Raw genomic sequence first — 25,066 nt, forward strand, 5'->3', positions numbered from 1 at the left:
CGCCGCGGTGGTCAGGCAGTGACCCCGCGGCGGCTGCGCCACTCACTGGCTTTGGGAGTTCGGTTTGGTCTTGAGCTTGCCCAGCAGTTTGTCCAGGGACTTCTGGTTCAGCGCCTTGGCGAGCGGGAAGTCCGAGGGCATCAGCGCGCCGGCCTGCGGATCGAGGCAGTGCTCGACCAGCGCTTGCAGGTGCTCCAACAGGCGAGCGGGCAAGCGGCTGTCGGCCTCCGGCGTGACGCTGTGCCATTCGACACGCAACACGCCGTCCTCCAGCCACGCCACCACTTCGCGAGCATGGGTCACCCGGTTGGCCGGCGACACGTCCGCCGGTGGGGTCATGCTGCTGGCGCGCAACCAGCCCTCGGGCGTTTGCTCATGTCCGAGGTAGTTGAACAGCACATCGCCATGACTGGCCGGCAGTTCACCCCGTTGACGCAGCAAGCCGTAGCCAAGGCCCTGGCCCGGCACGGCACGCAAGGTTTCCTTGGCGTTGCGCACCTGGTCGCCACGGGCGCCGCTGGCGCTGACGCGCAACGGCAACAGCGTGGTGAACCAGCCGACCGTGCGGCTGACGTCCAGGCCGTCGAAAGGCGCATCGCGGCCATGGCGCTCCAGATCCACGACGATGTCACTGCGATCTTCGGTTTCCGCCAGGGTCGCGGCGAGGGCGGCGATCAGCAGTTCTTCCGGTTGCGTGCGGTACGCTGCGTGGGACTCGGTCAGCCATTGGTGGGTGCGGGTGACCTCCCAACGGGCCGACAGGGTCCGGCGCTCGGCCACGGTGGCAACCGGCGACCGGTTCACGCTGATCTGAGTGCTCCAGTAGCGCTGTTCGCCCGCGACCTTGGCGGCGTGGGCATGCAGGTGCTCGGCCCACTGGCGGTAGGAGGTGGTTTTCGCCGGCAAGGTGGTTTGTTCGCCGCGCTCCAGTCCTGAATACAGCTGTTGGAAATCCTCCAGCAGCGGCGTCCAGGACACCGCATCCACCACCAGGTGATGAGCCACCAGATACAGGCGCTGCGGTTCACCTTCCAGCAGGGCAGCGGCAAACAGGGGACCGTGTTGCAGGTCCAGGCTTTGTGCGACCTGTAGCAGTTGATCCGGGTGCTCGCAGCAAGTCATTTGCGCCGGCGCTACAGGAGCGATCCGTGCTTGCCACTGTCCATCGACCTCGGCGAAGCGCAAGCGCAGGGCGTCGTGGTGCGCGACCAAGCGATCCAACACCGCCTGCACGATGGCTGGCTCAAGACGCCGGTCGCTGTCGGCCAGCACGGACTGGTTCCAGTGCGCGGCCTGGGGTTGCTGTTGGTCGAAGAACCACTGGTGCAAAGGCATCAGCGGCATCGTACCGGTCACTTCGCCCTGTTCGGCCTGGGTCAGCAGGGCCGTGGTCACCTGGGCCAGCGCCGCCGGGGTGGGCGAGCGGAACAGGTCCCGTGGCGTCAGCGAGTAGCCGTGTTCGCGCAGGCGTGAGATCAGCTTCAGACCGAGAATCGAATCCCCGCCCAAGGCGAAGAAACTGTCGGTGGTGCCGACCTCGCGGCCGCCGGTCAGACTTTCGCCAAGCAGCTCGCCGAACAACTGGCACAACAGGCTTTCCAGCGCGTTGCGCGGCGCGGCGTAGTCTTTCTGGGTTTGCGGCAAGGGCAGGGCCGCCAGGGCCTTGCGGTCGATCTTGCCGTTGCTGTTGAGCGGCAGCGTCGGGACGTGGACCCACACCGCCGGCACCATGTAGGCCGGCAACTCGGCGGCGAGCAGGGTGTCGAGGCCCGATTGCGCCGCGCTGCTGCTGTAGAACGCCACCAGCCGGTTATCGATGACCAGGGTGCAGGCCCCGGTGATGGCCGGCAGGTTCAGCACCGCGGCGTCGATCTCACCGAGTTCGATACGCTGGCCGCGCAGCTTCACTTGGTGATCCAGACGTCCGAGGTATTCGATGTTGCCATCGGCCAGGAAGCGGCAGCGGTCGCCGGTACGGTACAGGCGATCACCGTCGATGAACGGGCTGGCGAGGAAGCGTTCCTCGGTCAGGTCCGGACGCTTGAGGTAACCGCGAGCGACGCCGACACCGCCGATGTACAGCTCACCGATGCTGCCGATGGGCAGCGGTTGCAGGCTTTCGTCGAGGATGTACAGGCGCAGGTTGGCGATGGGTTTGCCGATGGGCACGATTACGTCGTCCACCGAGCAGCGCCAGACCGACACGTCGATGGCCGCTTCGGTCGGGCCGTACAGGTTGACCAGTGCCGCCGGGTGTTGGCCCATGAAACGCCGGACCAGATCCACCGGCAGCGCTTCGCCGCTGGCAAACACCTGGCGCAGGCTGCGGCAGTCGACCAGGCTCGGCTCCTCGACAAAGGCGCGGAGCATCGACGGTACGAAGTGCAACGTCGTGACTTGTTCTTGCTGGATCAACTGGCTGAGGTACGCGGGGTCGCGATGACCATCCGGACGGGCGACCACCAGGGTGGCGCCAGTGATCAGCGGCCAGAAGAACTCCCACACCGAGACGTCGAAGCTGTACGGGGTTTTCTGCAGCACCCGGTCGTTCGGACCAATCGGGAACGCGTCCTGCATCCAGTACAGGCGGTTCATCAAGGCGCCGTGTTCGTTCATCACGCCTTTCGGTTGGCCGGTGGAGCCGGAGGTGTAGAGCACGTAGGCCAAGTCGTTGGCAGTAACGCTGATCGGGTCGAACGCCGGAGCCTGGGGCAGGGTGTCGAGGGTCCAGGCCTGATGACCGGTTGGCAGGCGCGACAACCACTGCGCCTGGGTCAGGCTGACCTTGGCGTCGGCATCTTCGATCAGGAAGGCCAGGCGCCCGGCGGGCAGCTCCGGATCCAGCGGCAGCCACGCGGCCCCGGCATGGACGATGCCGAGCAGGGCGACGACCATGTCCACCGAGCGCTCCATGCACACCGGCACGATGTCATCGGTGCCGATGCCGGCCGCACGCAGGGCCCGGGCAACGGCTTGCGCCCGTTGATCCAGCTCGGCGTAGCTCAGGCGTTGAGCTTCGAACACCAGCGCCGGGGCGTTGGGGCTGAGGGCCGCTTGTTGGCTGAGGGCGGTGTGCAGGTTGGTCGGGCCGCTGTAGTGACGCTCGGTGGCGTTCCAGCGGTCCAGTTGCTGCTGATCCTGCTGCTGCGGGAACAGCTCGATCAGCGTTCGCCCAGGCGCCGCCACCAACGCATCCAGCAGCGCACACCACTGCGCGCTCCAGCGTTGCATCGTCGACTCGTCGAACAGCGCCGCTTGGTATTCCAGCGCCAGGGTCATGTCGTTGCCGTCATCCTGGACTTCCCAGCTCTGTTCGAACTTGGCGTCGATCACCGGCAGCGTCTGCTCTTCGACCTCCAGTCCCGGCCATTGGCTGCTGTCCACGCGGCCATAGTTGAGGGAGAACAGCACCTGGAACAGCGGCGTGCGGTTCAGGTCGCGGTGTTGGGCGACGGCGCCGACCAGGGTGGCGAAGGGCAGGTCCGCGTGGGCCTGGGCCGCACGCAGATCGGCTTCGAGACTGGCGAGCAATTGCTCGGCCGGGGCCCGCTGGTCGACTTCGCTGCGGATCACCAGGGTGTTGACCAGGCAGGCCAGCAACGTCTGGGATTGCGGCTGATCGCGCTGGTCTGCCGGGGTGCCGAGACGAATCTCGCGCTGACCGCTGTAACGCGCCAGCAGTGCGCTCAGGGCCGAGGCCAGCACCACGTAGCTGGTGGTGCCGCGCTGACGGGCGAACTGGCGGATCGATTCGGCGCGCTGGGCACCGAGGTTGACGACCAGTTGCCGGGCCCGACGATCGGCTTCGGCGCCCCGTGGATGGTCGATAGGCAGGTCGAGCTGGTAGTCGTCCTGGCCCAGGTGGTTTTTCCAGTAATCCAGGCTGTCATTGCGTCGGGCCTGGGTGTCCGGGTGCTGTTGCCACAGGGCGAAGTCGACATAGTCGATCGCCAGCGGCGTCCAGGCCGGCGACTGTCCATCGAGGCCGGCGGCGTAGGCCTGGGTCAGCTCGTCGATGAGCAATTGCATGGCCCAACCGTCGGTGGCGCTGTGGTGCAGGCACACCAGCAACAGGTTTTCGTCGCTGTCCTGGCGTTGCAACAGATGGGCACGCCAAGGTGCGGCGGCTGCCAGGTCGAACGGCGCCATCAACTCGGCTTGGGCCTTGGCGCAGGTCGCGGTCCAATCCTGTGTGGCAACGGCCGTGACCGCGAGCGCTGGCCCATGGTCGTCGATCAGCAGCTGCGGCTCGCCCTGGACTTCGACAATCCGGCTGCGCAGCACCAGGTGGCGTTGGCTCACCTGTTCGAAGGCGTCGCGCAAGACGCGGACCTGCAGCTCGCCGCGTAACGTCAGGGCGAACGGCATGTGGTACTCGCGGGAGTCCGGCACCAGGCGACTGAGCATCCAGAAGCGCTTCTGCGCCAGCCCCAAGGGAAGTGCCGCCGGACGCGGCTGCGCGGTGATCGATTCGTCCACTGTCGCCACGCCCAGGTAATCGGCGAGGGCCGCGACTGTCGGGCGTTCGAACACCACTGCCAACGGCAGGGAAACCCCCAGGCGTTCACGGACCCGGCTGACCAGTCGGGTCGCCAAGAGGGAATGGCCGCCGAGCTGGAAGAAGTGATCTTCGATGCCCACCGACGCGCACTCCAGCACTTCGCTGAACAGCTCGCAGAGCGCGCTTTGCGTGGCGGTGCGCGGCGCGGTATACGGCCGGTCACTGTGGTGTTCCGGCAGCGGGGTCGCGGCGAGGGCCTTGCGGTCGAGTTTGCCGTTGCTGTTCAGGGGCAGGCTGTCGAGCTGGACGAAGAAGCTGGGCAGCATGTGCGAGGGCAGGTTGTCGCTCAGTGCGCTGCGAATGGCAGCCTCGTCGGCGTCACCGCACCAGAAACTCACCAAGCGTCGCTCCAGCAGCAGGGTCGCGGCGTCGCGCACACCGCTTTGCGCCAGCAGCTCAGCGTCGATTTCGCCAAGTTCGATACGCTGGCCGCGCAGCTTCACCTGGTGATCCAGACGTCCGAGGTATTCGATGTTGCCATCGGCCAGGAAGCGGCAGCGGTCGCCGGTGCGGTACAGGCGATCACCGTCGACGAACGGGCTGGCGAGGAAGCGTTCCTCGGTCAGGTCCGGACGCTTGAGGTAACCGCGAGCGACGCCGACACCGCCGATGTACAGCTCACCGATGCTGCCGATGGGCAGCGGTTGCAGGCTTTCGTCGAGGATGTACAGGCGCAGGTTGGCGATGGGTTTGCCGATGGGCACGATTACGTCGTCCACCGAGCAGCGCCAGACCGACACGTCGATGGCCGCTTCGGTCGGGCCGTACAGGTTGACCAGTGCCGCCGGGTGTTGGCCCATGAAACGCCGGACCAGATCCACCGGCAGCGCTTCGCCGCTGGCAAACACCTGGCGCAGGCTGCGGCAGTCGACCAGGCTCGGCTCCTCGACAAAGGCGCGGAGCATCGACGGTACGAAGTGCAACGTCGTGACTTGTTCTTGCTGGATCAACTGGCTGAGGTACGCGGGGTCGCGATGACCATCCGGACGGGCGACCACCAGGGTGGCGCCAGTGATCAGCGGCCAGAAGAACTCCCACACCGAGACGTCGAAGCTGTACGGGGTTTTCTGCAGCACCCGGTCGTTCGGACCAATCGGGAACGCGTCCTGCATCCAGTACAGGCGGTTCATCAAGGCGCCGTGTTCGTTCATCACGCCTTTCGGTTGGCCGGTGGAGCCGGAGGTGTAGAGCACGTAGGCCAGGTCGCTGGCCGCGACGCTGATCGGGTCGAACGCCGGAGCCTGGGGCAGGGTGTCGAGGGTCCAGGCCTGATGGCCGGTTGGCAGGCGCGACAACCACTGCGCCTGGGTCAGGCTGACCTTGGCGTCGGCATCTTCGATCAGGAAGGCCAGGCGCCCGGCGGGCAGTTCCGGATCCAGCGGCAGCCACGCGGCGCCGGCGTGGACGATGCCGAGCAGGGCGACGACCATGTCCACCGAGCGCTCCATGCATACCGGCACGATGTCATCGGTGCCGATGCCGGCCGCACGCAGGGCCCGGGCAACGGCTTGTGCCCGGCTATCCAGCTCGGCGTAGCTCAGGCGTTGGCCTTCGAACACCAGCGCCGGGGCATTGGGGCTGAGGGCCGCTTGTTCGCTGAGGGCGGTGTGCAGGTCGGTGGGGCCGCTGTAATGGCGCTCGCTGGCGTTCCATTCGGCCAATTGACGCTGGCGCTCTGTCGCTGCCAACGGCGACCAGTCCGCGAGGCGGGTCTGTGGTGCATCGAGCATGGCTTCCAGCAGTTGCTGCCATTGCTCCAGCCAACGCCGGGCGGTGGTTTCGCTGAACAGCGCGGCGCGGTATTCCAGCAACACCGACAGCACCTCGCCGTCATACACTTCCCAGTTCAAATCGTACTTGGTGGCCTGGGCGCTCACGGCGCGTTCGCTGACCTGCAACGACGGCCAGTGCGGGCAGGACGCATCGGCGTTCTGCATGGCGAACAGCACCTGGAACAACGGCGTCTGGCCGAGGCTGCGGGCCGGCTTGAGGTGCTCGACAACCTGGTCGAACGGCACGTCCTGATGCTGCTGGGCGTCCAGTACGCGGTGACGGACCTGATTCAGCAAGCCTTCGAAGTCCAGGCTCGGATCGAGATCGGCGCGCATGACCACGGTATTGACGAAGCAACCGATCAGCGGCTGCAGCTCGGCGAACGGACGTTGGGCCACCGGGCTGCCGACCCGCACGTCGCGCTGGTTGGCATAGCGACCCAGCAGCAATTGCGCGGCGCTGAGCATCAGCATGTACAGGGTGGCGCCGCGTTGCTGGGCGAACTGTCGCAGACGTCCGACCAGGGCCGGCGGCAGTTGCAATTGCACCGCACCGGCTGCCGGGGCGAGGTGGTTGGGGCGGCCCTGTTCGGTGGGCAGGTCCAGCAGGTAGTCGCCGTCCTCCAGTTGCCCACGCCAGTATTCCAACTGGCTGCTGAACGCGCTCTGTTGACCCGGCTCGCGCTGCCAGAGGGCGTAGTCGGGGTATTGCAGCACCAGTTCCGGCAGCGTGGCTGCCGTGCCCTGGCAATGGGCGCTGTAGCAGCGGCCCAGTTCATCCAGCAGATTCTGGCTGGAGGCATCGTCGGTGGCGCAGTGGTGCACGGTGAGCAACAACAAGGCCTGGGTGTGACCGCTGCGTTGCAGCAGGGTGGCGCGGATCGGCACTTGGCTGGCGAGGTCGAAACGGCGTCCGGTTTCTGCGTGGATGGCGTCGTCGCTCAGTTGCTGCCAGTGCGCGTCGCTGGTGGCTTCCAGGGCTGTCGACTGCAAGGTGATGTCGACTTGTGGCTCGATGACCAGCGCCAACTCGCCATCGCTCTCGCGCACGATGCGGCTGCGCAGGATTTCGTGACGTTGCACCACACTGTTCAGGGCCGCTTGCAGGGCCTGGGTGTCGAGCTCACCGTCCAATTGCACGGCGCTGACCACGTTGTATTCGCCACCGCCGGCGCTCAGTTGTTCCAGGAACCACAGGCGTTGCTGTTCGAACGACAACGGCAAGCGCGCGGGACGTGGTGCCGGGACGAAGGTCGCGGCGGACGCTTGCAGCGGATCGCCCAGCAGCGCGGCCAGGGCCTCCAGGGTCGGATGTTCGAACACGGCCCGCAGCGGCGGCACCGTGGCGAACTGTTGGCGCAGACGGGCAAACAACGCCGCTGCCAGCAGCGAATGACCGCCGAGGTAGAAGAAATGGCTGTCGCGACCGATCTGCGTCGACGGCACCTTCAGCAACTCCGACCACAGCGCGGCGAGTTGTCGTTCGGCGCTGCTGCGTGGCGGATCGAGGGCGTCCGGCGCGGCTTGGATGTCCGGGGCCGGCAGGGCCTTGCGATTGAGTTTGCCGTTGTCGGTCAGCGGCAGTTCATCGAGCAGCACAAACGCCGAAGGCACCATGTAGTCGGGCAGGGCGGCGCCGATGGTCTTGCGCCAGGCGTTGACATCGGCCTGCTCGTCACAGGTCACGTAGGCCACCAGGCGCTTCTCGCCGGGCACGTCTTCCCGAGCCAGCACCACGGCCTGGCGGACGCCGGGTTGGGCGCCGATCAGGGTTTCGATTTCCCCCAGTTCGACGCGGAAGCCACGGATCTTCACCTGATGGTCCATGCGCCCGAGGTATTCGAGCTGGCCGTCGGGCAGCCAGCGCACCAGGTCGCCGGATTTGTACATCCGCGCGCCTTCCAGCGGCGAGAAGGGGTCCTCGATGAACACCTTCGCGGTCTGCTCGGCACGGTTGAGGTAGCCCAGGGTCACCCCGGCACCGCCGATGTGCAGTTCGCCCGGAACGCCCACCGGCAGTGGGTTGAGGAACCCGTCGAGAACGTAGGTGCGCACGTTGGCAATCGGCCGTCCGATGATGGGGCGCGCCGGGAAATCATCGACCGCGCAACCGGTGGCATCCACCGTGCACTCGGTCGGGCCGTAGGTGTTGAAGAAGCGGCTGCCGGCAATCGACGGCAGGCGTTGCCACAACTGCGCGTCCACGGCGTCGCCACCGAACAGCACGAAACGTGGCAGGTACACCTCGCCACGGCGTACGCCGTCGCTTTCGAGCAGGGCCTTGAGTTGCGCCGGGGTGCACTCGAAGGCCTCCAGGCGGGTTTCTTCGAAGAACTGCGCCAGTGCTTGTGGGTCGTAGCGCACGTCTTCCGGGGTCAGGTACAGGCTGTGGCCATCGAGCAGCAGGATGAGTTCGGCCACCGAGCTGTCGAAGGCGAACGAGTAGTTGAAGCTGGTGCGCATCGGCTGGTCGGTGTAACGGCGGTACAGGCCATGGATCCGCGCCCAGGCCAGGTTGACCACCGAACCGTTGGTGACCAGGGTGCCCTTGGGCTTACCGGTCGAGCCGGAGGTGTACATGATGTAAGCCAGATCATCCGGTCCGGCGAGCGGCGGCAGGTTGTCGTCCGGCTGGTCGGCGAACAGCGCCGCGTCGCTGTCCAGGCGCAGGCGTGGCAGGTCGGCGCCCAACTGTTCCAACAGGCCCTGTTGGCCGAGGAACAGCGCCGGTTGCGCGTCTTCGAGCATGTAGGCGAGGCGATCCACCGGGTAGGTCGGGTCCAGCGGCACATAGGCGCCGCCGGCCTTGAGAATCCCCAGCAGGCCGACCAACAGTTCCAGCGAGCGCTCGACACACAGCGCCACCGGACGATTGGCGACCACGCCACGGCTGCGCAGATAGTGCGCCACCTGGTTGGCCCGGCGGTTCAACTCGCCGTAGCTCAGGCGACGGCCCTCGAAGCACAACGCGTCACGCTCGGGGTGCGCTCGGCCTGTTGTTCGAACAGTTGGGCAAAGGTCAGATGGGTGGGCACCGCCATCTCGGTACGGTTCCATTCCACCACCGTGCGCTGCCATTCCGCGTCCATCAACAGCGGCAGGGCTGCCACCGGGCGTTGCGGTTCGGCGAGCATCTGCTCGAGCAAGTGCTCCAGGCGGGCCAGGGTCTGGCGAGCGCTGTCGGCGACGAACAGGTCCAGGGCGAACATCAGCTCCAGTTGGATCGGTGCATTGGCCGGGCACAGCACGTGCAAATCCAGGTCGCATTCCGAATGCCGCAACGGAGTGTCCAGGGCTTCGAATTCCAGCCCCGGGAAGCGCAACCGCGACTCCATGGCCAGTTGCTGGGCCACCATCACTTGGTACAGCGGTGCGTGGCTGAGGCTGCGGGGCAGTTGCAGGCTATCCACCAGTTGCTCGAAGGGCAGGTCCTGGTGCAGCAGGCCGCTGCGCAGGCGCTCGGCCACCTGTTGCACCAGGGCGGTGAAGTCGGCCTGGGGCTCGAAGTCCGCCCGTATTGCCAGGTTGTTCAGCAGAATGCCGAGCAGGCCTTCGGTGCCCGGTTGTTCGCGGTGGGTGACCGGGGTGCCGACCAGCACGGTGGCATCGCCGCTCAAGCGGTGCATCAGCACGGTGAAGCCGGCGAACAGCACCGTGAACGGCGTGGTGCCGAGGCGGCTGGCGAAGGCTTGCACCCGGCCGCTGAGGTCGGCACTGAGTTCGCGCTGGACGATCCCGGCGCGGTAGCTCTGCATCGACGGCCGTGGATGGTCGGTGGGCAGCGCCAGCAGCGGGCTGCCTTCGCTGTCGCGGCGGTCCAGGGTGCTGGTCCAGTAATCCAGCTGGCGCTTGAGTTCGGCGCCTTGCAGGTGTTCGCGCTGCCAGAGGGCGAAGTCGGCGTATTGCACCGGCAAGGCCGGCAGTTCAGCGGCGGCGCCATTGCAACGGGCTTCATACCCGAGGGCCAGTTCCCGCAGCGCGATGGTGGCTGACCAGGCGTCCGACACCAGGTGATGCAGGGCGATGCCCAGTACGTGCTCTCCCGGTGCCAGGCGCAGCAGGCGGGCACGCAGCAACGGCGGGGAGGTCAGGTCGAACGGTTGCTCGAAGGTGTCTTGCAGGGCATTGAACTGCGCGCCTTCGCGGGCGGTGGCGGTCAGGCCGGACAAGTCCTCGAAGGGCAAGGCGATGTCCAACGACTCGCTGATGCGTTGGCAAGGCACACCGTCGGTGCTGTGGATGCCGGTGCGCAGGATTTCATGGCGCGCCAGCAGGTCGTTCAGGCTGGCATGCAGCGCCTGGACATTGAGTTCACCCTTGAGGTGCAGGGCGAACGGGATGTTGAACAGCGTCGTGCCCGGGGTCAGTTGCTCGATGAACCACAGGCGTTGTTGCGAGAACGACAGCGGCAACAGGGCCGGGCGCGGCTGGGCTTTCGGTGACTTGAGGGCGGCGGCTTGTGGCGCGGCGGCGTCGGCCTGACGGGCGGCGATGCTCACGGCCAGCAAGGCCACGGTGGGCTGTTCGAACAGCGTGCGCAGCGGCAGGTCGAGTTTGAAATGGCTGCGCAGTCGCGCAACGATCTGGGTCGCCAACAACGAATGGCCGCCGAGGGTGAAGAAGTTGTCTTCCACACCCACGGTGTCGCGCCCCAGGACCTCGGCCCAGATCGCCGCCACGGCGGTTTCCAATGGGTTGCGCGGGGCGATACTTTGCTGGGCGTCGGCCTGCCAGTCCAGTTCCCGGGCGGCCAGGGCCTTGCGATCGACCTTGCCGTTGTTGTTCAGCGGCAGGCTGTCCAGGCAGACGAAGGCGGCCGGGACCATGTACGGCGGCAGTTGCGCCCGCAGGTGCTCGCCCAGGCCGTCGCTGCCCAGAGTGTCGTCATGGGCCGACCAGTACGCCACCAGCCAGGCCTCACCGACGCTGCTTTCCCGCAGCAGGACGGCGGCTTCGCGCACGTTCGGGTGTTGCGCGAGGCGGTGTTCGATTTCGGTCAGTTCGATCCGGTGGCCACGCAGTTTCACCTGCTGGTCGCGGCGGCCGAGGTATTCGATCACCCCGTCTGCGCGCCAGCGTCCCAAGTCACCGGTGCGGTACACGCGGCCTTCAAGTTGCGGATGTTCGATGAACGCATCAGCAGTGCGCTGCGGATCATGCAGGTAGCCACGGCCGACCCCGACGCCACCGACACAGATTTCCCCAGCGACACCCACGGGCACCGGACGCAGGGCTTCGTCCAGCACATACAGGCGGTTATTGGCGGTCGGCTGGCCGATGGGCATGTGGCTGATGTAAGCGGCCGGGGCTTCGAAGATCGGCTGGAACGCTACGTCGTCGGCGCATTCGGCCGGCCCGTAGGCATTCATCAAGGCGATGTCGGGGAAGCGCGCGAACCAGTCCCGGGCCACGGTGGGCGGCAGGGCTTCACCGGTGGGCAGCACCCAGCGCAGGTCCGGCAGTTGCAGGTCGCACGGGCACAGGGCGAGCAGGGTGCGCATCAGGCTCGGGACGATTTCCAGCACGCTCAGGCGTTCGCTGGCGAGTACCTGCAGCAGGCGCTGCGGGTCGTGGGCGACTTCGTCCGGGAGGATGTGCACGGTGGCACCGAGCACCGGCGCGGCGAGGAACTGCCACACGGAAATGTCGAACGCCACCGAAGCGGTCTGCGGAATCCGGTCTTCGGCGCCGAGCCCCAGGGCCGGGACCTTGCCGAAGATGTTATTGAGCATGCCGCGTTGTTCGATCATCACGCCCTTCGGCGTACCGGTCGAACCCGAGGTGAAGAGAACGTAGGCGAGGCTGTCCGGACGGCCGAGAACAGGTAGTGGCGAGTCGTTGCCAGTCTTCCAGCAGGCTTCGGCGAACAGCGCCACTGGGGCCTGCTCCAGACCGCTGAGCAACGGATCGAGCAGGACGCTGCAACCTTCGCTGGCGACCAACAACGGCGCGCGGGACAGGCTGAGGATCTCCCGCAGGCGTTCAGGCGGATGATTGACTTCCAGGGGCAGCATGGCCGCGCCGGTCTTGAACACGGCAATCATCATGGTCAACAGCGCCAGGCCACGGGGGGCGGCCAGGGCGACCAGTTGATCTTCGCCGGCGCCGGCCTCGCGCAAGGCGTGGGCCAGTCGTGTGGAGCGCTGGTCCAGCTCGGCGTAGGTCAGGGACTCGCCGTCACAGAGGGCGGCGACCTGCCCGCCGCGTTGGGCGACCTGGTGGGCAAACAACTGCGCGTAGCTCTGATCCAGCGGGAAATCATGGGGATTGACCGCCCAATCGCCCAACAGTTGTTGGCGCTCCTCGACGGCCAGCAAATCAAAATGACTCAACGGCGCATCCGGCGCTGCCAGCATGCCCGCTACGAGGCTGGCGATATGGCCCAGCAGGCGCTCGACGGTGGCGGCTTCGAAGCGTTCGCGGTCATAGGACACGCGAATGCCCAGTTGTTCGCCGGGCAGGATCACCACGGTCAAGCCGTAGTGGGTGTGCACGCTGTGGTCCATGCCTTCGAGGCTGAACTGGAAACCACCTTCGAGAATTTGCTCATCGATGGGGGCGTTTTCGAACACCAGGATGCTGTCGAACAGGGTTTCGCCACGAGGGAAATCGCTCCAGCCCTGGATATCCGTCAGGGGCGTGTGTTCAAAGTCGCGCATGTCGACGTTGAGCCCTTGCAGATCACCCAGCCAACTGCCGAGGGAGGCGTCCGGGTCCACCGACACCCGCAGCGGCAAGGTATTGATGAACAGTCCGATCATTTCCGCAACGCCGGTCAGGTCCGCCGGACGACCGGCCACGGTGACGCCGAAGACCACGTCCCGTTGGCCGCTGTAGCGCGACAGCAACAATGACCAGACGCCCTGGAAAAAGGTGTTCGGGGTGATCCGACGGCTACGGCAGAACGCCGCCAGCGCCTGGGTTTGCTGTTCGCTCAGGTGAATCAACTGATCGTCCACCAGCACCGCGTCGGTGTAGCGATCATGGGCCACGCCGTTGTCCACGGTCAGCGGCGTCGGCGCATTGAGGCCTTGCAGTTGGCCGCGCCAGAATTGCTCGGCCTTGCCCGCGTCCTGGCGTTGCAGCCACTGGATGTAGTCGCGAAACGGCCGTGGGCTTTTCAGCTCCGGAGTCCGGTCGTTGCACAGCGCCTCGTAGACCTTGAGGAAGTCCACCGTCACCAGGGAAATGCACCAGGCATCCATCAGGATATGATGGAAGCTGCGAATGAATTCGTAGGACTCATCGGCCAGGCGCACCAGCCGAAAGCGGATCAGCGGTGGCTTCGACAGGTTGAAGCCGACTTTCTGTTCGTCTTCCAGCAGGCTGCGGATGCGCGCTTCCTGCTCGTGGGCGGCGAGCCCGCGCAGGTCGAGGGTGTCCAGCGGAACCTTGACCTCGCGGTGGATCACCTGCACCGGTTGCTTCTGGCTTTTCCATTGGAAGCTGGCGCGCAGGGAAGGGTGTAGCGCCACCACCTGGCGCCATGATTCCAGGAAGGCCACTTCATCGATGGCCCCGCCGATGCGGTAGCGGTCCTGCATCAGATAGACACCGGAGTCTTCGTGGAGCAGGGAGTGGAAGAGCATCCCTTGCTGCAACGGCGACAGCGGGTAAACGTCTTCGATTGGATTGCCGGTGGTTTTTTCGGTGGTCATTGAAAGCGTCCTGCGTAAAAGGGGGCAACGGTGATGGCCTGGCGACGGGAGGAGCGACTCACAGGTCGGCCTCGTCCAGTTCGGCCATCAGCGCTTGCATTTCGTCGTCGGACAGGCCCGAGGCGCTGAACTCGGCACTGTCTGCCAGCGGGGCGGCGGATTCGGCCAGTGGTTGCGCGACCTCGGCCATGGCGGCGATGGTCTGGCGTTCGAAGACTTGTTTGGCCGAGAGCGCGATTCCTTGCTCATGGGCCTGGGCCACCACTTGCAGGCTCAGGATCGAGTCACCGCCGATGGCGAAGAAGTTGTCGGTGACGCTCACGTTCGCCAGCTTCAGGACTTTGGCGACGATGGCTTGCAAAGTGGTTTCCATGGCGTTGCGCGGCGCGACGTGGGTGCTTTCGTCGAACTGATCCGGGTCGGGCAACTGACGGGTGTCGAGTTTGCCGTTGGGGGTGCGTGGGAACGTCGCCAGGGTCAGCACCTGGGCCGGGACCATGTACGACGGCAGGCGCTCACCGAGGAAACGCTTGATCGCCTCCGAGTCCGGTGCATAGCCATGTGCGGCCAGGACGTAGGCGAGCAGGCGTTTGCCGGCAGCATGCTCCTGCACGATCACCGCGGCTTCGCGCACGTCGCTGTGGCTGCACAGTTGCCGTTCGATTTCCCCGAGTTCGATGCGATAGCCGCGCACTTTGACCTGATGGTCCTTGCGTCCGAGGAACGCCAGGCGCCCGTCGGCCAGCCAGCAGGCCAGGTCACCGGTACGGTAGGCGCGAGTGCCGTCGGCCAGGGTGACGAAGGCTTTGGCGGTTTCTTCCGGTTTGTTGCGGTAGCCCCGCGCCAGGGTCGGGCCGGCGAGGACGATCTCACCCGGTTCACCGATGCCGCAGGCCTGGTCGAACTCGTTCAGCAGGCGCAGGTCCATGCCGGCAATCGGACGGCCGATGCTGACGCTGCGGCTCGGCTCCAGTACCTCATGACTGGCCCAGACCGTGGCTTCGGTAGGGCCGTACTCGTTCACCAGACGGGCGCGTGGCAGGGTCTTGCTGTGTTGGGCGACCAGGGCCGGCGGGCAAGCTTCACCGGCGACGATCCAGCACTCGAGGCTGTCGGCGCTGGCGCTGCGCTGCAATTGATCGAGCAGGGCCTGATAGAGCGAGGGCAGCGACAGGCCGTGACTGACCTTGTGCTGGGCAACCAGCTGCGCCAGGCGCGCCATCTCCAGTTCTTCCCCAGGCGCCGGCAGTACCAGCCGGCCACCTTGGGCCAGGGTCCAGAAGATCCCGGCGACCGAGCTGTCGAAGGCGAACGAGGACAACAGCAGGTAGGCGCGCACGGGCGTTTCATAGGCAGCCATGCGCACCTGGGTCGAGAAACTCAGGGCGCCGTGGCTGATTTCCACGGCTTTCGGTGCGCCGGTGGAGCCCGAGGTGTAGATCAGGTAGGCGAGGGCGTTCGCGTCAGGCAGGGGCAGCGGCGGCAGGTCGCTCGTGTCGTGTTCGCTCAAGTCATCCAGCACGAAACGTTGCAGGGTCGCCGGCAGGCTGTCGGCCAATTCGGCACTGACCACGATGTGGGCGATGCCGCTGTCGGCCAGCATGTAGGCACGTCGATCGGCCGGATAGGTCGGGTCGATCGGCACATAGGCGCCACCGGCTTTCAACACCGCGAGCATGGCGACGATGGCGGCGTTGCTGCGGGGGAACAGAATGCCGACGGGCACGTCGCGGCCGATGCCGGCGGCCACCAGTTGATGGGCCAGACGGGTGGCGCAGGCGTCGAGGCGGGCATAGCTCAGGTCGCCGTCGGTGTCGCTGAGGGCGATGGCGTCCGGTTGCTGACGAACCTGACGGGCAATCAGGTCCACCAGGGTCAGCGGCTCGATGGATGGCGAGCTCGGTGTGTTCGCGATAATTGCCGATTGCAACGGTCCGCCGAGGGGCAGGTGGGACCAGGCCTGTTGCGGTTCGGCCAGGGCGCCTTGCAGCAATTGCAGCCATTGTTCGCCAAGGCTGCGTGCGGCTTCGGTGCTCAGGGTATGGCAATCGTAGCTCAGGCTGGCGTGCAGGCTGTCTGGCAACTGGCGGACATTCAGGCAGGCTTTCACCGGGCCCATCAGCGCGTCGGCATAGCGTTCCCGGGTATCGCCCGAACGCCAGGCGAAGGCGTAGCCCGCAGTGAGGTCCCGGGTGTAATAGTCTTGCCAGCCGGTGCTGCGTTCCACCGAGGCAGCCAGTTGTTGGCTCTGCTGGAGCAGGGTGGTCTGGGCATCCAGGTCGATGTTCAGGGGCAGGCACTGTTCGAACACGCCCAGGACGTTGTCCAGTTCGGCGCCACGGCTTTCGTGGATCAGGGTCAGCGGGACCTGTTGCTGACCGGCCAACCGGCCGAGTACCGCCGCCCAGGCGGCCAGCATCAAGGCCGAGGTCAGGGCCGGGTGACGGGCAAGGTCGGCGGGGAGGGCCAGTGCCTGTCGGGCAGGGGCGAAGCCGGCACCGCAGGGCGCTTCAAGGGACAGCTGCAAGGTGGGCTGCTCGGCCTCGTCCAAGGCTTTCCAGAAGTTCACGCCTGGATGGTCGGGTTCGTCTTCCACCAGGTTCCAGCGCCATTCGGCGTAGTCGGCGTATTGCAGGGCCTCGGACAGATCCGCCGGGGTATCTTGCAGCAAGGCGTCGGCCAGCAGCCTGAGGCTGGCGAGGTCGAAATGGCTGCCCGCGCCAGCCAGGTCCAGCACCGATGCGTCATCCGCCAGGCGCACCAGGGTCACGGCCAGCGGCGCGGCCAAGTCCCGGGAGTGTGAAACGAGGCGCGCCAGTTCGGCATCCTGGTCGGCGCTGTTGTGCTGGCGCAGATCCAGCTGGGCCACCGTCAGTGTGCCGGTCTCGTCGATCACCTGCACCGGATGACGCAGGCCCGGTACCGGCATCAGGCGAGTCCGCAGGATTTCACTGGCAGCCAGCAACGCTTGCAGGCGGCTGTTCAGCGCGTCGACGTCGGTCGGGCCGGACAGCGACCATTGCAAGTGACAACCGAACGGGTGCTCGGCAGCGCCCTTGATGTGGGGATACAGCGCTGCCTGTTGCGGCGAAATACGAAAACCTTGAAGTCCGCTCATGTTCAACTCGACTGGAAAATGGGGTTTGATCTGGGGGCAGCGCCGGCGCCGGGGCTTACGGACTGACCGTCACGCAAGCCGCTGGCGAACGACGGGTGCCGCCGTTGAAAGTCAAAGGGTCACGTCGCTCGACAGCAGGGCTTCGGCCATGCCGGTCATGATTGCGCGTCTGCCGGTAAAGGGTTCGCGTCCGTGGACCGCGAGCATGTTGTCGATGAACAACACATCGCCCTGTTGCCAACTGAAACGCACCAGCGAGTCGAGGTAGGCCGCCCGCAGCGACTCCAGGACCTGCGGTTCGATGGGTTCGCCGTCGCCATAAAAGGTGTTGGTGGGCAGGTCGAGGTCGGTGAAGTTGCTCTGCAGCGAATCGCGGATGTGCGGCGGCAGGGTGCTGATGTGGAAGAAGGTGGCGTGGTTGAACCAGACCTCTTCACCCGTGCGCGGATGGCGCACCACAGCGGGTCCACGTTGGCGGGTGCGCAGGCGATTGTTGTCTTTCCATTCCACTTCGATGCCGACGCTGGCGCAGTAGCTTTCGACGTCGCTACGGTCTTCGGACTGGAACACGCTCTGCCACGGCAGGCCGAAACCGTCGCCATAGTTGCGCACGTACATCACGCCTTTTTCCCGGAAGCGTGCTTCGATCTCCGGGCTGATGGCGGCCTTGACCGCACGGGTCGAGCCAATCGGGGTTTCGCCACCGGTCTCGGAGGGAAGCTGGCAATAGAAGAACAGTCGCAGCGGGAAACGCGGCGAATAGGAGTGTTCGTTGTGGGGGAAGATCATCTGGTCGGCCGGGTAGTCGGTCGAGGTGTAGATGTTGCCGCCGACCCGAGTTCTGGGCGAAGCACGGAACATGTATTCCAGGGCACCGGGGGAGAGGGTGGCGATCACCTGGTCGAACTGTTCGACGGACGCCACGTTGAACCCGCGAAACAGCAGGGCACCGTATTGCAGCAGTTTTTTCTCCAGGGACTCGCGTTCGCCAGCGGCCCAGGCCACCAGATCGACGCCGCTGACCGCCGGCTCGATCACCAGCGGCAGGGCGTGGTCGGGGCTGAGCAGGCGTTCGGTGACCAGTTGCTGTTCCGAGACGTTCATGGCTTTGCGGCGCACGGCGCCAAGGGCGCGGGGCGATGGGGGCAGGGTAGACATAACGGCATCCGACTCGGTTAAAGGGACATTGAGCGACGTTTGGCTTGCAGCATCTGGCTGCGACCGGCCAGCGTCCGGGCCTGTTGCCGCTCGCGCTGGAAGGCCTGGTCCCAGGTATCGATGCGCTCGGCCAGGGCCGGCAGCGGCTCGTCCAGCAACTGGTGCGTTTCTTCCAGCAGGCGCGTCCACAGGTGTTGCAGGCGCAAGGCGCGGTCCTGGTCGAAATATTCGCCGCGATACTTGAGCGTCGCGTCGAGCCCTTCGGTGCCGTGCACCAGGTCGAGCACCAGGTGGAAATCTCCCGGTGCCTGTGCCACCTCCAGGGTCTGCAGGTGCGCGCCGGCGATGGCGGTCGGCGTGACTCGTGACGGCTGATAGTTGAGCTTCACCTGGAACAATGGCGAGTGACCGGGCAGGCGTTGCGGCGCCAGGGCCGACACCACCAGGTCGAAAGGCAGGCCCTGGTGGGCATAGGCCAGGCGCGCCTCATCGCGAACACGCTCCAGGAAACCGGCCAGGGTCGGTTCACCCTGCAGGTTGCAGCGCAACGTCAGCTGGTTGACGAAGAAACCGATGACGTCATTGTGCTCCGCCAGTGGACGGCCGCTGACGTCAGTGCCCAACAGGAATCGTTGTTGGCCGCCCAGTTGCTTGAGCACCAGTTGATAGCTGGCCAGCAACAGCATGAACAAGGTCATGCCGCGTTCGCGGGCCAGCGTCGAAAGTGGCTCGCAGAGGGCATGGGGCACCTTGAAGTCCAGGCTGTGTTCGCCCGGGGTCTGGCCACTGCCGCCCAGTTCGAGGGTCTGTGGCAGACCGGCCAGATGCTCACGCCAGAAGTCCTGCTCGGTGACGATCCGCTGTTCGCTCCAGTGCGCCGCTTCCCACTGGGCGAAATCGAGGTACTGCACCGGCCACCCGGCGTCCGCCGAGCCAGCCAGTTCCGCCAGCAGCACTTGCGCCGAGCGACCGTCAAAGGCGATGTGGTGTACGGTCAGCAGCAGATCGTGTTGCTGCTCATCTCGACTCAGCAACTGCGCCCGCAGCAGGGGACCGTTGACCAGATCCACCGGCGTGGCGTGTTCGCTCGCCAGGTAGTCGTGCAGCGCTTGCTGTTCGGTCTGTCCGTGCCAGTTCAACGGCACAGGCGTGGCGGGGAGAACCTGTTGCTGCGGGCCGTCCACACCGTCGCGATAGACCGTGCGCAGCACGCTGTGACGGCTGACGAGGCTGTTCAAGCGCTCGGCCAACCCCTCGACGTCCAATGGACCTTGCAGGCGCAGGTGCAGCACCAGATTGTGGCGGGTGTCGTCCGGGTTCATCTGGCGCAGGAACCACAGCCGGCGTTGGGCGAAGGACTGGCGAGTTTCGCTGCCATCCGTACGTTCGGCCGACGGAGTGAGCGCCGCTGATGGTGCACTGAGGAACGCCAGCAGATCTTGCGCCCAGTGCGCCAGCGTCTGTTCGCCGAACAGGCTCTGAGTATCGAGGTTCCAGCCCAGGTCTCTGTGCAGGCGAGCGGCGAAATCGGCGACGCCGATGGAGTCCAGGCCTTGGCCGATCAGACTCCGTTCGAAGTCTGGAAGCAGATACGGATTCACCCCGTGCAAGGTCTGCTGGAGCCATTGCCGGCAAGCGGCCTGGGCGTCTTGCGCCGAAGCCTGCACAAGACCTCTGAGTTGGCCGAGTTCCAGGGTTTCGCCGCTGGAAGCGAGCTGCCCGCCGCTCTGGGCGATGATGCTCAGCGTACCCGCCGCCAGTTGCTTGCGCGCACCTTGGCGGGCGATTTTGCCACTGGTGGTCATCGGGATGGTGCCGGCTTCCACCAGCACAATCTGGTCGATGCCGCAGTCGGCGGCTTCGCGCACGGCGTTCTGCATCGAGGCGAACAGCGCCGGGTGCCGCGCCGGGTCGACGAACTTGCGCTGCGGCTCGGCGACGATCACCAGTTTCTCCCGGCCCAGGGTCGGGTCCATTTCCGAGAACGCGGCGATGCGCCCGGTGCGGATGCCCGGTTCGGCATCGGTGATGGCGAACTCGATGTCGTGGGGGTACAGGTTGCGTCCGTTGAGAATCAGCAAGTCCTTGAGCCGCCCGCAGATCACCACCTGGCCCTCGTGCATGAAACCCAGGTCGCCGGAGCGCAGGTAATGGTCGGTCGAGCCGACAATGCGCGCTTCAAAGGCTTCGCGGGTGGCCTCGGGGTTTTTCCAATAGGACTCGGCGTTGCTCGGCCCCTTCAGCCACACTTCACCGATGCGATCGGCAGCGCAGCGCTCATGGGTTTGCGGGTCGACGATGGCAATGCTGTGCAAAGCCTGGGGGAAGCCACAGGCGACGAATTCGACGGCGGCGGCACCGGCGGCCGCCAGGGCCACGCGACCGGTTTCCAACACCGCTTTGTCCAGGCGCAGCGTCACTGGCAAGGCGTCTTCCGGCGTAGCGCTGACACACAGAGTCGCTTCGGCCTGGCCGTAACCGGGGCTGATCGCCAACGGGTTGAGGCCACAGGCGGCAAAGCGCTGGGCGAAGGTTTCCAGGGTGCCGGGGTGGATCGGCTCGGCGCCGTTGATGGCGTGTTTCCAGGCGCTCAGGTCCAGTTGGGCGATCAGGTTGTCGCTGACCACCCGATTGCACAGGGCATAGGCGAAATTCGGCGCGAAACTGACGGTGCCGCGGTAGCGACTCAATGCCTGCAACCAGGTCGACGGTGCGTTGACGAAGGTTTGCGAAGCCATCAAGTAGCAGGGCATACCGCTGTAGATCGGCGCCAGCAGGCCACCGATCAGGCCCATGTCGTGGTATAGCGGCAGCCAGTTGACCATGGCGCCGTGCTCATCGAAACCATAGGCCTGGCGCATCAGCTCGACGTTGGCGATCAGGTTGCGCTGACGCACCTCGACGCCCTTGGGCGAGCCGGTGGAGCCGGAGGTGTATTGCAGGAAGGCCACGGTCGAACCGTCGATGGCCGGGCGTTGCCATTGGCTGGGCGGTGGTGTGCCCAGGTGCTGGACGGTGAGCACGTCGACACGGCCCTCCACCAGTTCCAACAAGCCTTCGCAGTGATCTGCCGGGGCGAGAATCAGTGCCGGCTCAGCGTCCACCACCACGTTGCGCACGCGTTCGAGGTGCCGCGGTTTGCGCGACGGCGGCGGAAACAACGGCACGGCGATCATGCCGGCATACAGGCAGGCACAGAACGCCCGGGCGTAGTCGAGGCTGCTGGGCAGCATCAACAGCACGCGATCACCCGGCGCATAACGCGACTGCAACGCGGCCGCCAGGGACTGGGACTGCTCATGCAATTGAGAGAAAGTCAGGGTTTCGCCGATCGTGACGCCGTCCGGCAAAAAGTGCAGGGCAGCACGTTCTGGAAAGCGCCGGGAATTGGTTTCCAGCACTTCGATCCACTGTTCGAATGAAGACATTGTGCAATTCACGCCATGGCCACGATGACCTTGCGGTCACCGGTGTAAGGATTGCGACCGTGTGCGACCAGTCGGTTATCGAGCATCAGCACGTCGCCGGGCTGCCAGGGGAAGCTGACGGCGGTCTGGCGGTAGACCTCGCGCACGCGGTCGAGCATCTCGTCGGGGATGGCCGAGCCGTCGCCGAAATACACATGGCGCGGCAGGTTCTCTTCACCCACGGCGGCCAGGAGGCTGGCGCGTACGCTCGGTTCGATGGCCGACACATGGAACAAGTGAGCCTGGTTGAACCAGACCCACTCGCCGGTCTCGGGATGCTGCTGCACCGCCGCGCAACGCTGACGGGTGCGCAGGTCACCGTCGGCTTTCCATTCCCACTCGATGTCGTTGTCCTGGCAGTAGCGTTCGACCTGGGCCCGGTCCTCGGTGTTGAAGACTTTCTGCCAGGGCAGGTCCAGGGCGCCGCTGTAGTTGCGCACGTAAAGCAGCTCGCGGCTGGCGAACAGCTCGCGGATCTCGGTGGGCATGCGCTGGTAGATCAGGCGACTGTCGGCAATCGGCGTCTCGCCGCCGGTTTCACTGGCCTTGATGCAGTGGAACCAGATGCGCGAAGGCCAGGGTCGGGTATAGGCCTGCTCGTTGTGCAGGGGGATGAACTGATGGGCCGGGTATTCCGTGGAGCTGTACACCCCGGCGAAGACTTTACTGCGCGGCGTGGAGCCGAATTCGTAGCTGGCCAGGGGGGCACCGAAGCTGGCGGCGAAGCGCTTAAAGTCGATCGGGGTCGCCACGTTGAAGCCGCGAAGCAAGACCCCGCCCACGGTGTTCAGCACATGGGGCAGGATGTCGCGCAGCGAGGCGTCCAAATCGTGAATCGACTGCCCAGGCGTCGCCTGCACCAACACGGGCAACGAGTGTTCACCGCCGTCCGTGGAAGTCATTGAAAAAGGCTCGGAACGCCTGTCCAGGTGTTCGATTGAGGTCATCCTTGCACATCCTCTTCTATCTTTTTCGACCCGTTACGAGACCTGAAGATGGCGCGCCAGGCGCCTCTGTAGGACTCGTCTGTAGTGTTTTGGATCTAATACAGGACGACATACTAGGTACAAATGAGAGAGATTATCAATACTATTTATTTAATTTTTTTTTTGGATTAGACTCCGCTCCGCTGGCGCCAAACAGCGTTCGGCCAGCTCAAAAAAACCAAAAATATCTGTCGCAGGGGTGCGGGGCTTGAATTTCAAAAAGAATACAATTGCGTTGGCTGTGGGGTCGGCAATCGGCCTCGGCAACTGTGCATGGGCAGCGGAAGAGTCCACTGCCGTGGAGATCGCTCCGATCACTGTGACGGGTGAGAAAATCAACCGTACCCTGGAGCAGACCCAGTCCAGCGTTGTGGTGGTTACCGAAGAGAAGCTGCGTGAGCACAACGATAAGAACCTTGTGGACCTGTTCGCTCGTACACCGGGTGTCTATAGCCAGGCGGACAATGAAACCTGGGGGATTCGTGGCGTGCCGGTGTCGGGGTTTGACGACCAAGGGCCGGCAACCATCAATGGACCAATCTCGGTGTATGTCGACGGTGCCGTGCAACCGAGTCGGGCGCTAACCTTAAGCCCGGTACCGCTCTGGGATGCCGAGCAGGTCGAAGTCTTCCTCGGCCCGCAATCCACTACCCAAGGTCGTAACTCCCTGGCTGGTGCAGTGGTGATCGAGACCAAGAAACCGACGTTCCAGCCCAGCTTCTCGGCGCAAACCAGTATGGGGAACTATGGTGAGCATGGGGCGGCCGTAGCAGGTGGTGGCGCGATCGTCGATGATAAGATCGCCGGCCGGATTGCTGTGGACTATACCGACGGCGACGGCTACATCCGCAACACCGCGCTCGATAAGGACGCCAACCCGCATCGCACCAGCAACACACGTGGCAAATTGCTGATCCTGCCGAATGACGATACAGATGTTTTGTTGACCTACGCCCATAGCGAACACCGCCAGGGCGACCGCTCGACGATGCGCGGTGCTGATGGCAAACCCAGCTATTACGATATCTCCTCCAACACCGAGGCTTTCGACAATCTCAAGCAGGACACCCTCAGCGCCAAGGTGGACTATCGTCTGAATGATGCCTGGACGTTGACGAGCCTAACGGCCAATACCAGCTCTGACTACAGTAACCGTCTGGACTCTGATCAGACCGCTCTGAGTAATGACGTAATTCTGCGTAAGCACGAGGGTGATCTGTTCAGTCAGGAGCTGCGTCTGAATTACGCCTCGGACACACTGAAAAGTGTCGTTGGTGCCTACTACGGGCATAACACGAACAAGTTCCATGATCGGTTACTTGCTACTGATCCCGTGGACAATGGCAGCGTCAAAGGTGAGACCAAAATCGAGAACAAGGCGGTGTTCGGTGAAGTCAACTGGACGTTCGCCCCGCGCTGGACATTGATTACCGGCCTGCGCTACGACCACGAGACGAATGATACCGACGTCGAAGAAGATACCTTTTCCAGCGCAGCCCAAGTTAAGAAGTCGTTTGACGCTTTGCTACCTAAACTCGGTATCGACTACGAACTGGCCACGGATCAATACCTCGGTTTCACTGTTCAAAAAGGCTATCGCGGCGGAGGCGTCAACGTACGCGCCGGTAGCGGTCACCAGGCCTATGACCCGGAGTACACCACCAACTACGAGCTGTCTTACCGTGGTTCGTTCTTTGACAAGACGCTACGTACCCGCGCCAATCTGTACTACACCGACTGGAAGGATCAACAGGTCAGCGTGCGGCGCACCGGCAGTCAGTTCATTGATGTCTTCAACGCCGGTCGCAGTGACATCAAAGGCCTGGAGGTATTCGTCGAGAAAGATGTCACCGAACAGCTGACGCTGAACATGGGTGGTTCCATCACCGATGGCAAGTACAAAGACTTCGTCACCGGTAGGGGGCAGGACATGAGCGGCGAATCGTTCCTCGCTTCGCCCAAGTACAAGATGTCGGTGGGCGGTGTCTATCACTACGACGACCGCCTGATGTTCGGTACGGACGTGACCTATCAAAGCACTGCGCCTTCGGAATACGAATTCGATTCCAACGGCAAGGTCACCGGTGAGCGTCGGAGCGACAACTACGTACTGGTCAACTTCAACACCGAGTACAAGCTCACCAAGAACGTCGCCGTGTCCGCCTACGTCAAGAACGCGTTCGACAAGGAATATGTCACCAACAACCGCAGCGACGACATTATCGACGTCGGCGCACCACGCACGTTGGGCATGATCCTGCGTTACGACATGTAAGCCCAGGGGCGCGGGAAGGCAATCTTCCCGCGCCCGGTTTGCCGTGTCACGGATGTTTGTTTTCAGGCTGT

Annotated in this window: 7 protein-coding genes; 1 reads left to right on the forward strand and 6 read right to left on the reverse strand. The window is 64.7% G+C overall.

The annotated features are described in order from the left end of the window. Positions 1-42: 42 nt before the first annotated feature. The 6 genes from PCOSP_RS13170 to PCOSP_RS13195 all read right to left on the reverse strand — a co-directional run bounded on the left by PCOSP_RS13170 (position 43) and on the right by PCOSP_RS13195 (position 22,681). A complete protein-coding gene (locus tag PCOSP_RS13170; protein ID WP_464711599.1) occupies positions 43-9,300 on the reverse strand; it encodes a non-ribosomal peptide synthetase in 9,258 nt (3,085 codons plus the stop codon). Further along, entirely contained in the window at positions 9,276-13,991 is a 4,716-nt protein-coding gene (locus PCOSP_RS13175) for an amino acid adenylation domain-containing protein (RefSeq protein WP_464711601.1), read from the reverse strand. The genes PCOSP_RS13170 and PCOSP_RS13175 overlap by 25 nt, the downstream gene beginning before the upstream one ends. Before the next feature lie 58 nt (positions 13,992-14,049). Beyond that, entirely contained in the window at positions 14,050-17,109 is a 3,060-nt protein-coding gene (locus PCOSP_RS13180; protein ID WP_464711603.1) for a non-ribosomal peptide synthetase, read from the reverse strand. A gap of 111 nt (positions 17,110-17,220) precedes the next feature. Beyond that, positions 17,221-18,267, reverse strand: a complete 1,047-nt coding sequence (locus PCOSP_RS13185) for a TauD/TfdA family dioxygenase (RefSeq protein WP_139642333.1) — start codon at positions 18,265-18,267, stop codon at positions 17,221-17,223. Positions 18,268-18,284: 17 nt separating this feature from the next. Further along, the gene (locus PCOSP_RS13190; protein ID WP_464711605.1) at positions 18,285-21,695 is read right to left on the reverse strand and encodes a condensation domain-containing protein; all 3,411 of its coding nucleotides are present in this window, start codon (positions 21,693-21,695) and stop codon (positions 18,285-18,287) included. An 8-nt stretch (positions 21,696-21,703) separates the two neighbouring features. Then, entirely contained in the window at positions 21,704-22,681 is a 978-nt protein-coding gene (locus tag PCOSP_RS13195; RefSeq protein WP_139642338.1) for a TauD/TfdA family dioxygenase, read from the reverse strand. A gap of 247 nt (positions 22,682-22,928) precedes the next feature. On the opposite strand from PCOSP_RS13195, the gene PCOSP_RS13200 reads away from it, so the two are divergent. Beyond that, positions 22,929-24,995 (forward strand): TonB-dependent receptor, encoded by a 2,067-nt coding sequence (locus PCOSP_RS13200; protein ID WP_175386083.1) that lies wholly within the window; start codon positions 22,929-22,931, stop codon positions 24,993-24,995. The last annotated feature ends 71 nt before the right edge of the window (positions 24,996-25,066 follow it).

This window comes from Pseudomonas sp. MAFF 730105, assembly GCF_055380705.1.

Coding starts and splice junctions, on each gene's coding strand:
- PCOSP_RS13190 (WP_464711605.1), bottom strand. CDS start 21,695: ATGTCTTCATTCGAACAGTGGATCGAAGTGCTGGAAACCAATTCCCGG.
- PCOSP_RS13180 (WP_464711603.1), bottom strand. CDS start 17,109: ATGAGCGGACTTCAAGGTTTTCGTATTTCGCCGCAACAGGCAGCGCTG.
- PCOSP_RS13175 (WP_464711601.1), bottom strand. CDS start 13,991: ATGACCACCGAAAAAACCACCGGCAATCCAATCGAAGACGTTTACCCG.
- PCOSP_RS13185 (WP_139642333.1), bottom strand. CDS start 18,267: ATGTCTACCCTGCCCCCATCGCCCCGCGCCCTTGGCGCCGTGCGCCGC.
- PCOSP_RS13195 (WP_139642338.1), bottom strand. CDS start 22,681: ATGACCTCAATCGAACACCTGGACAGGCGTTCCGAGCCTTTTTCAATG.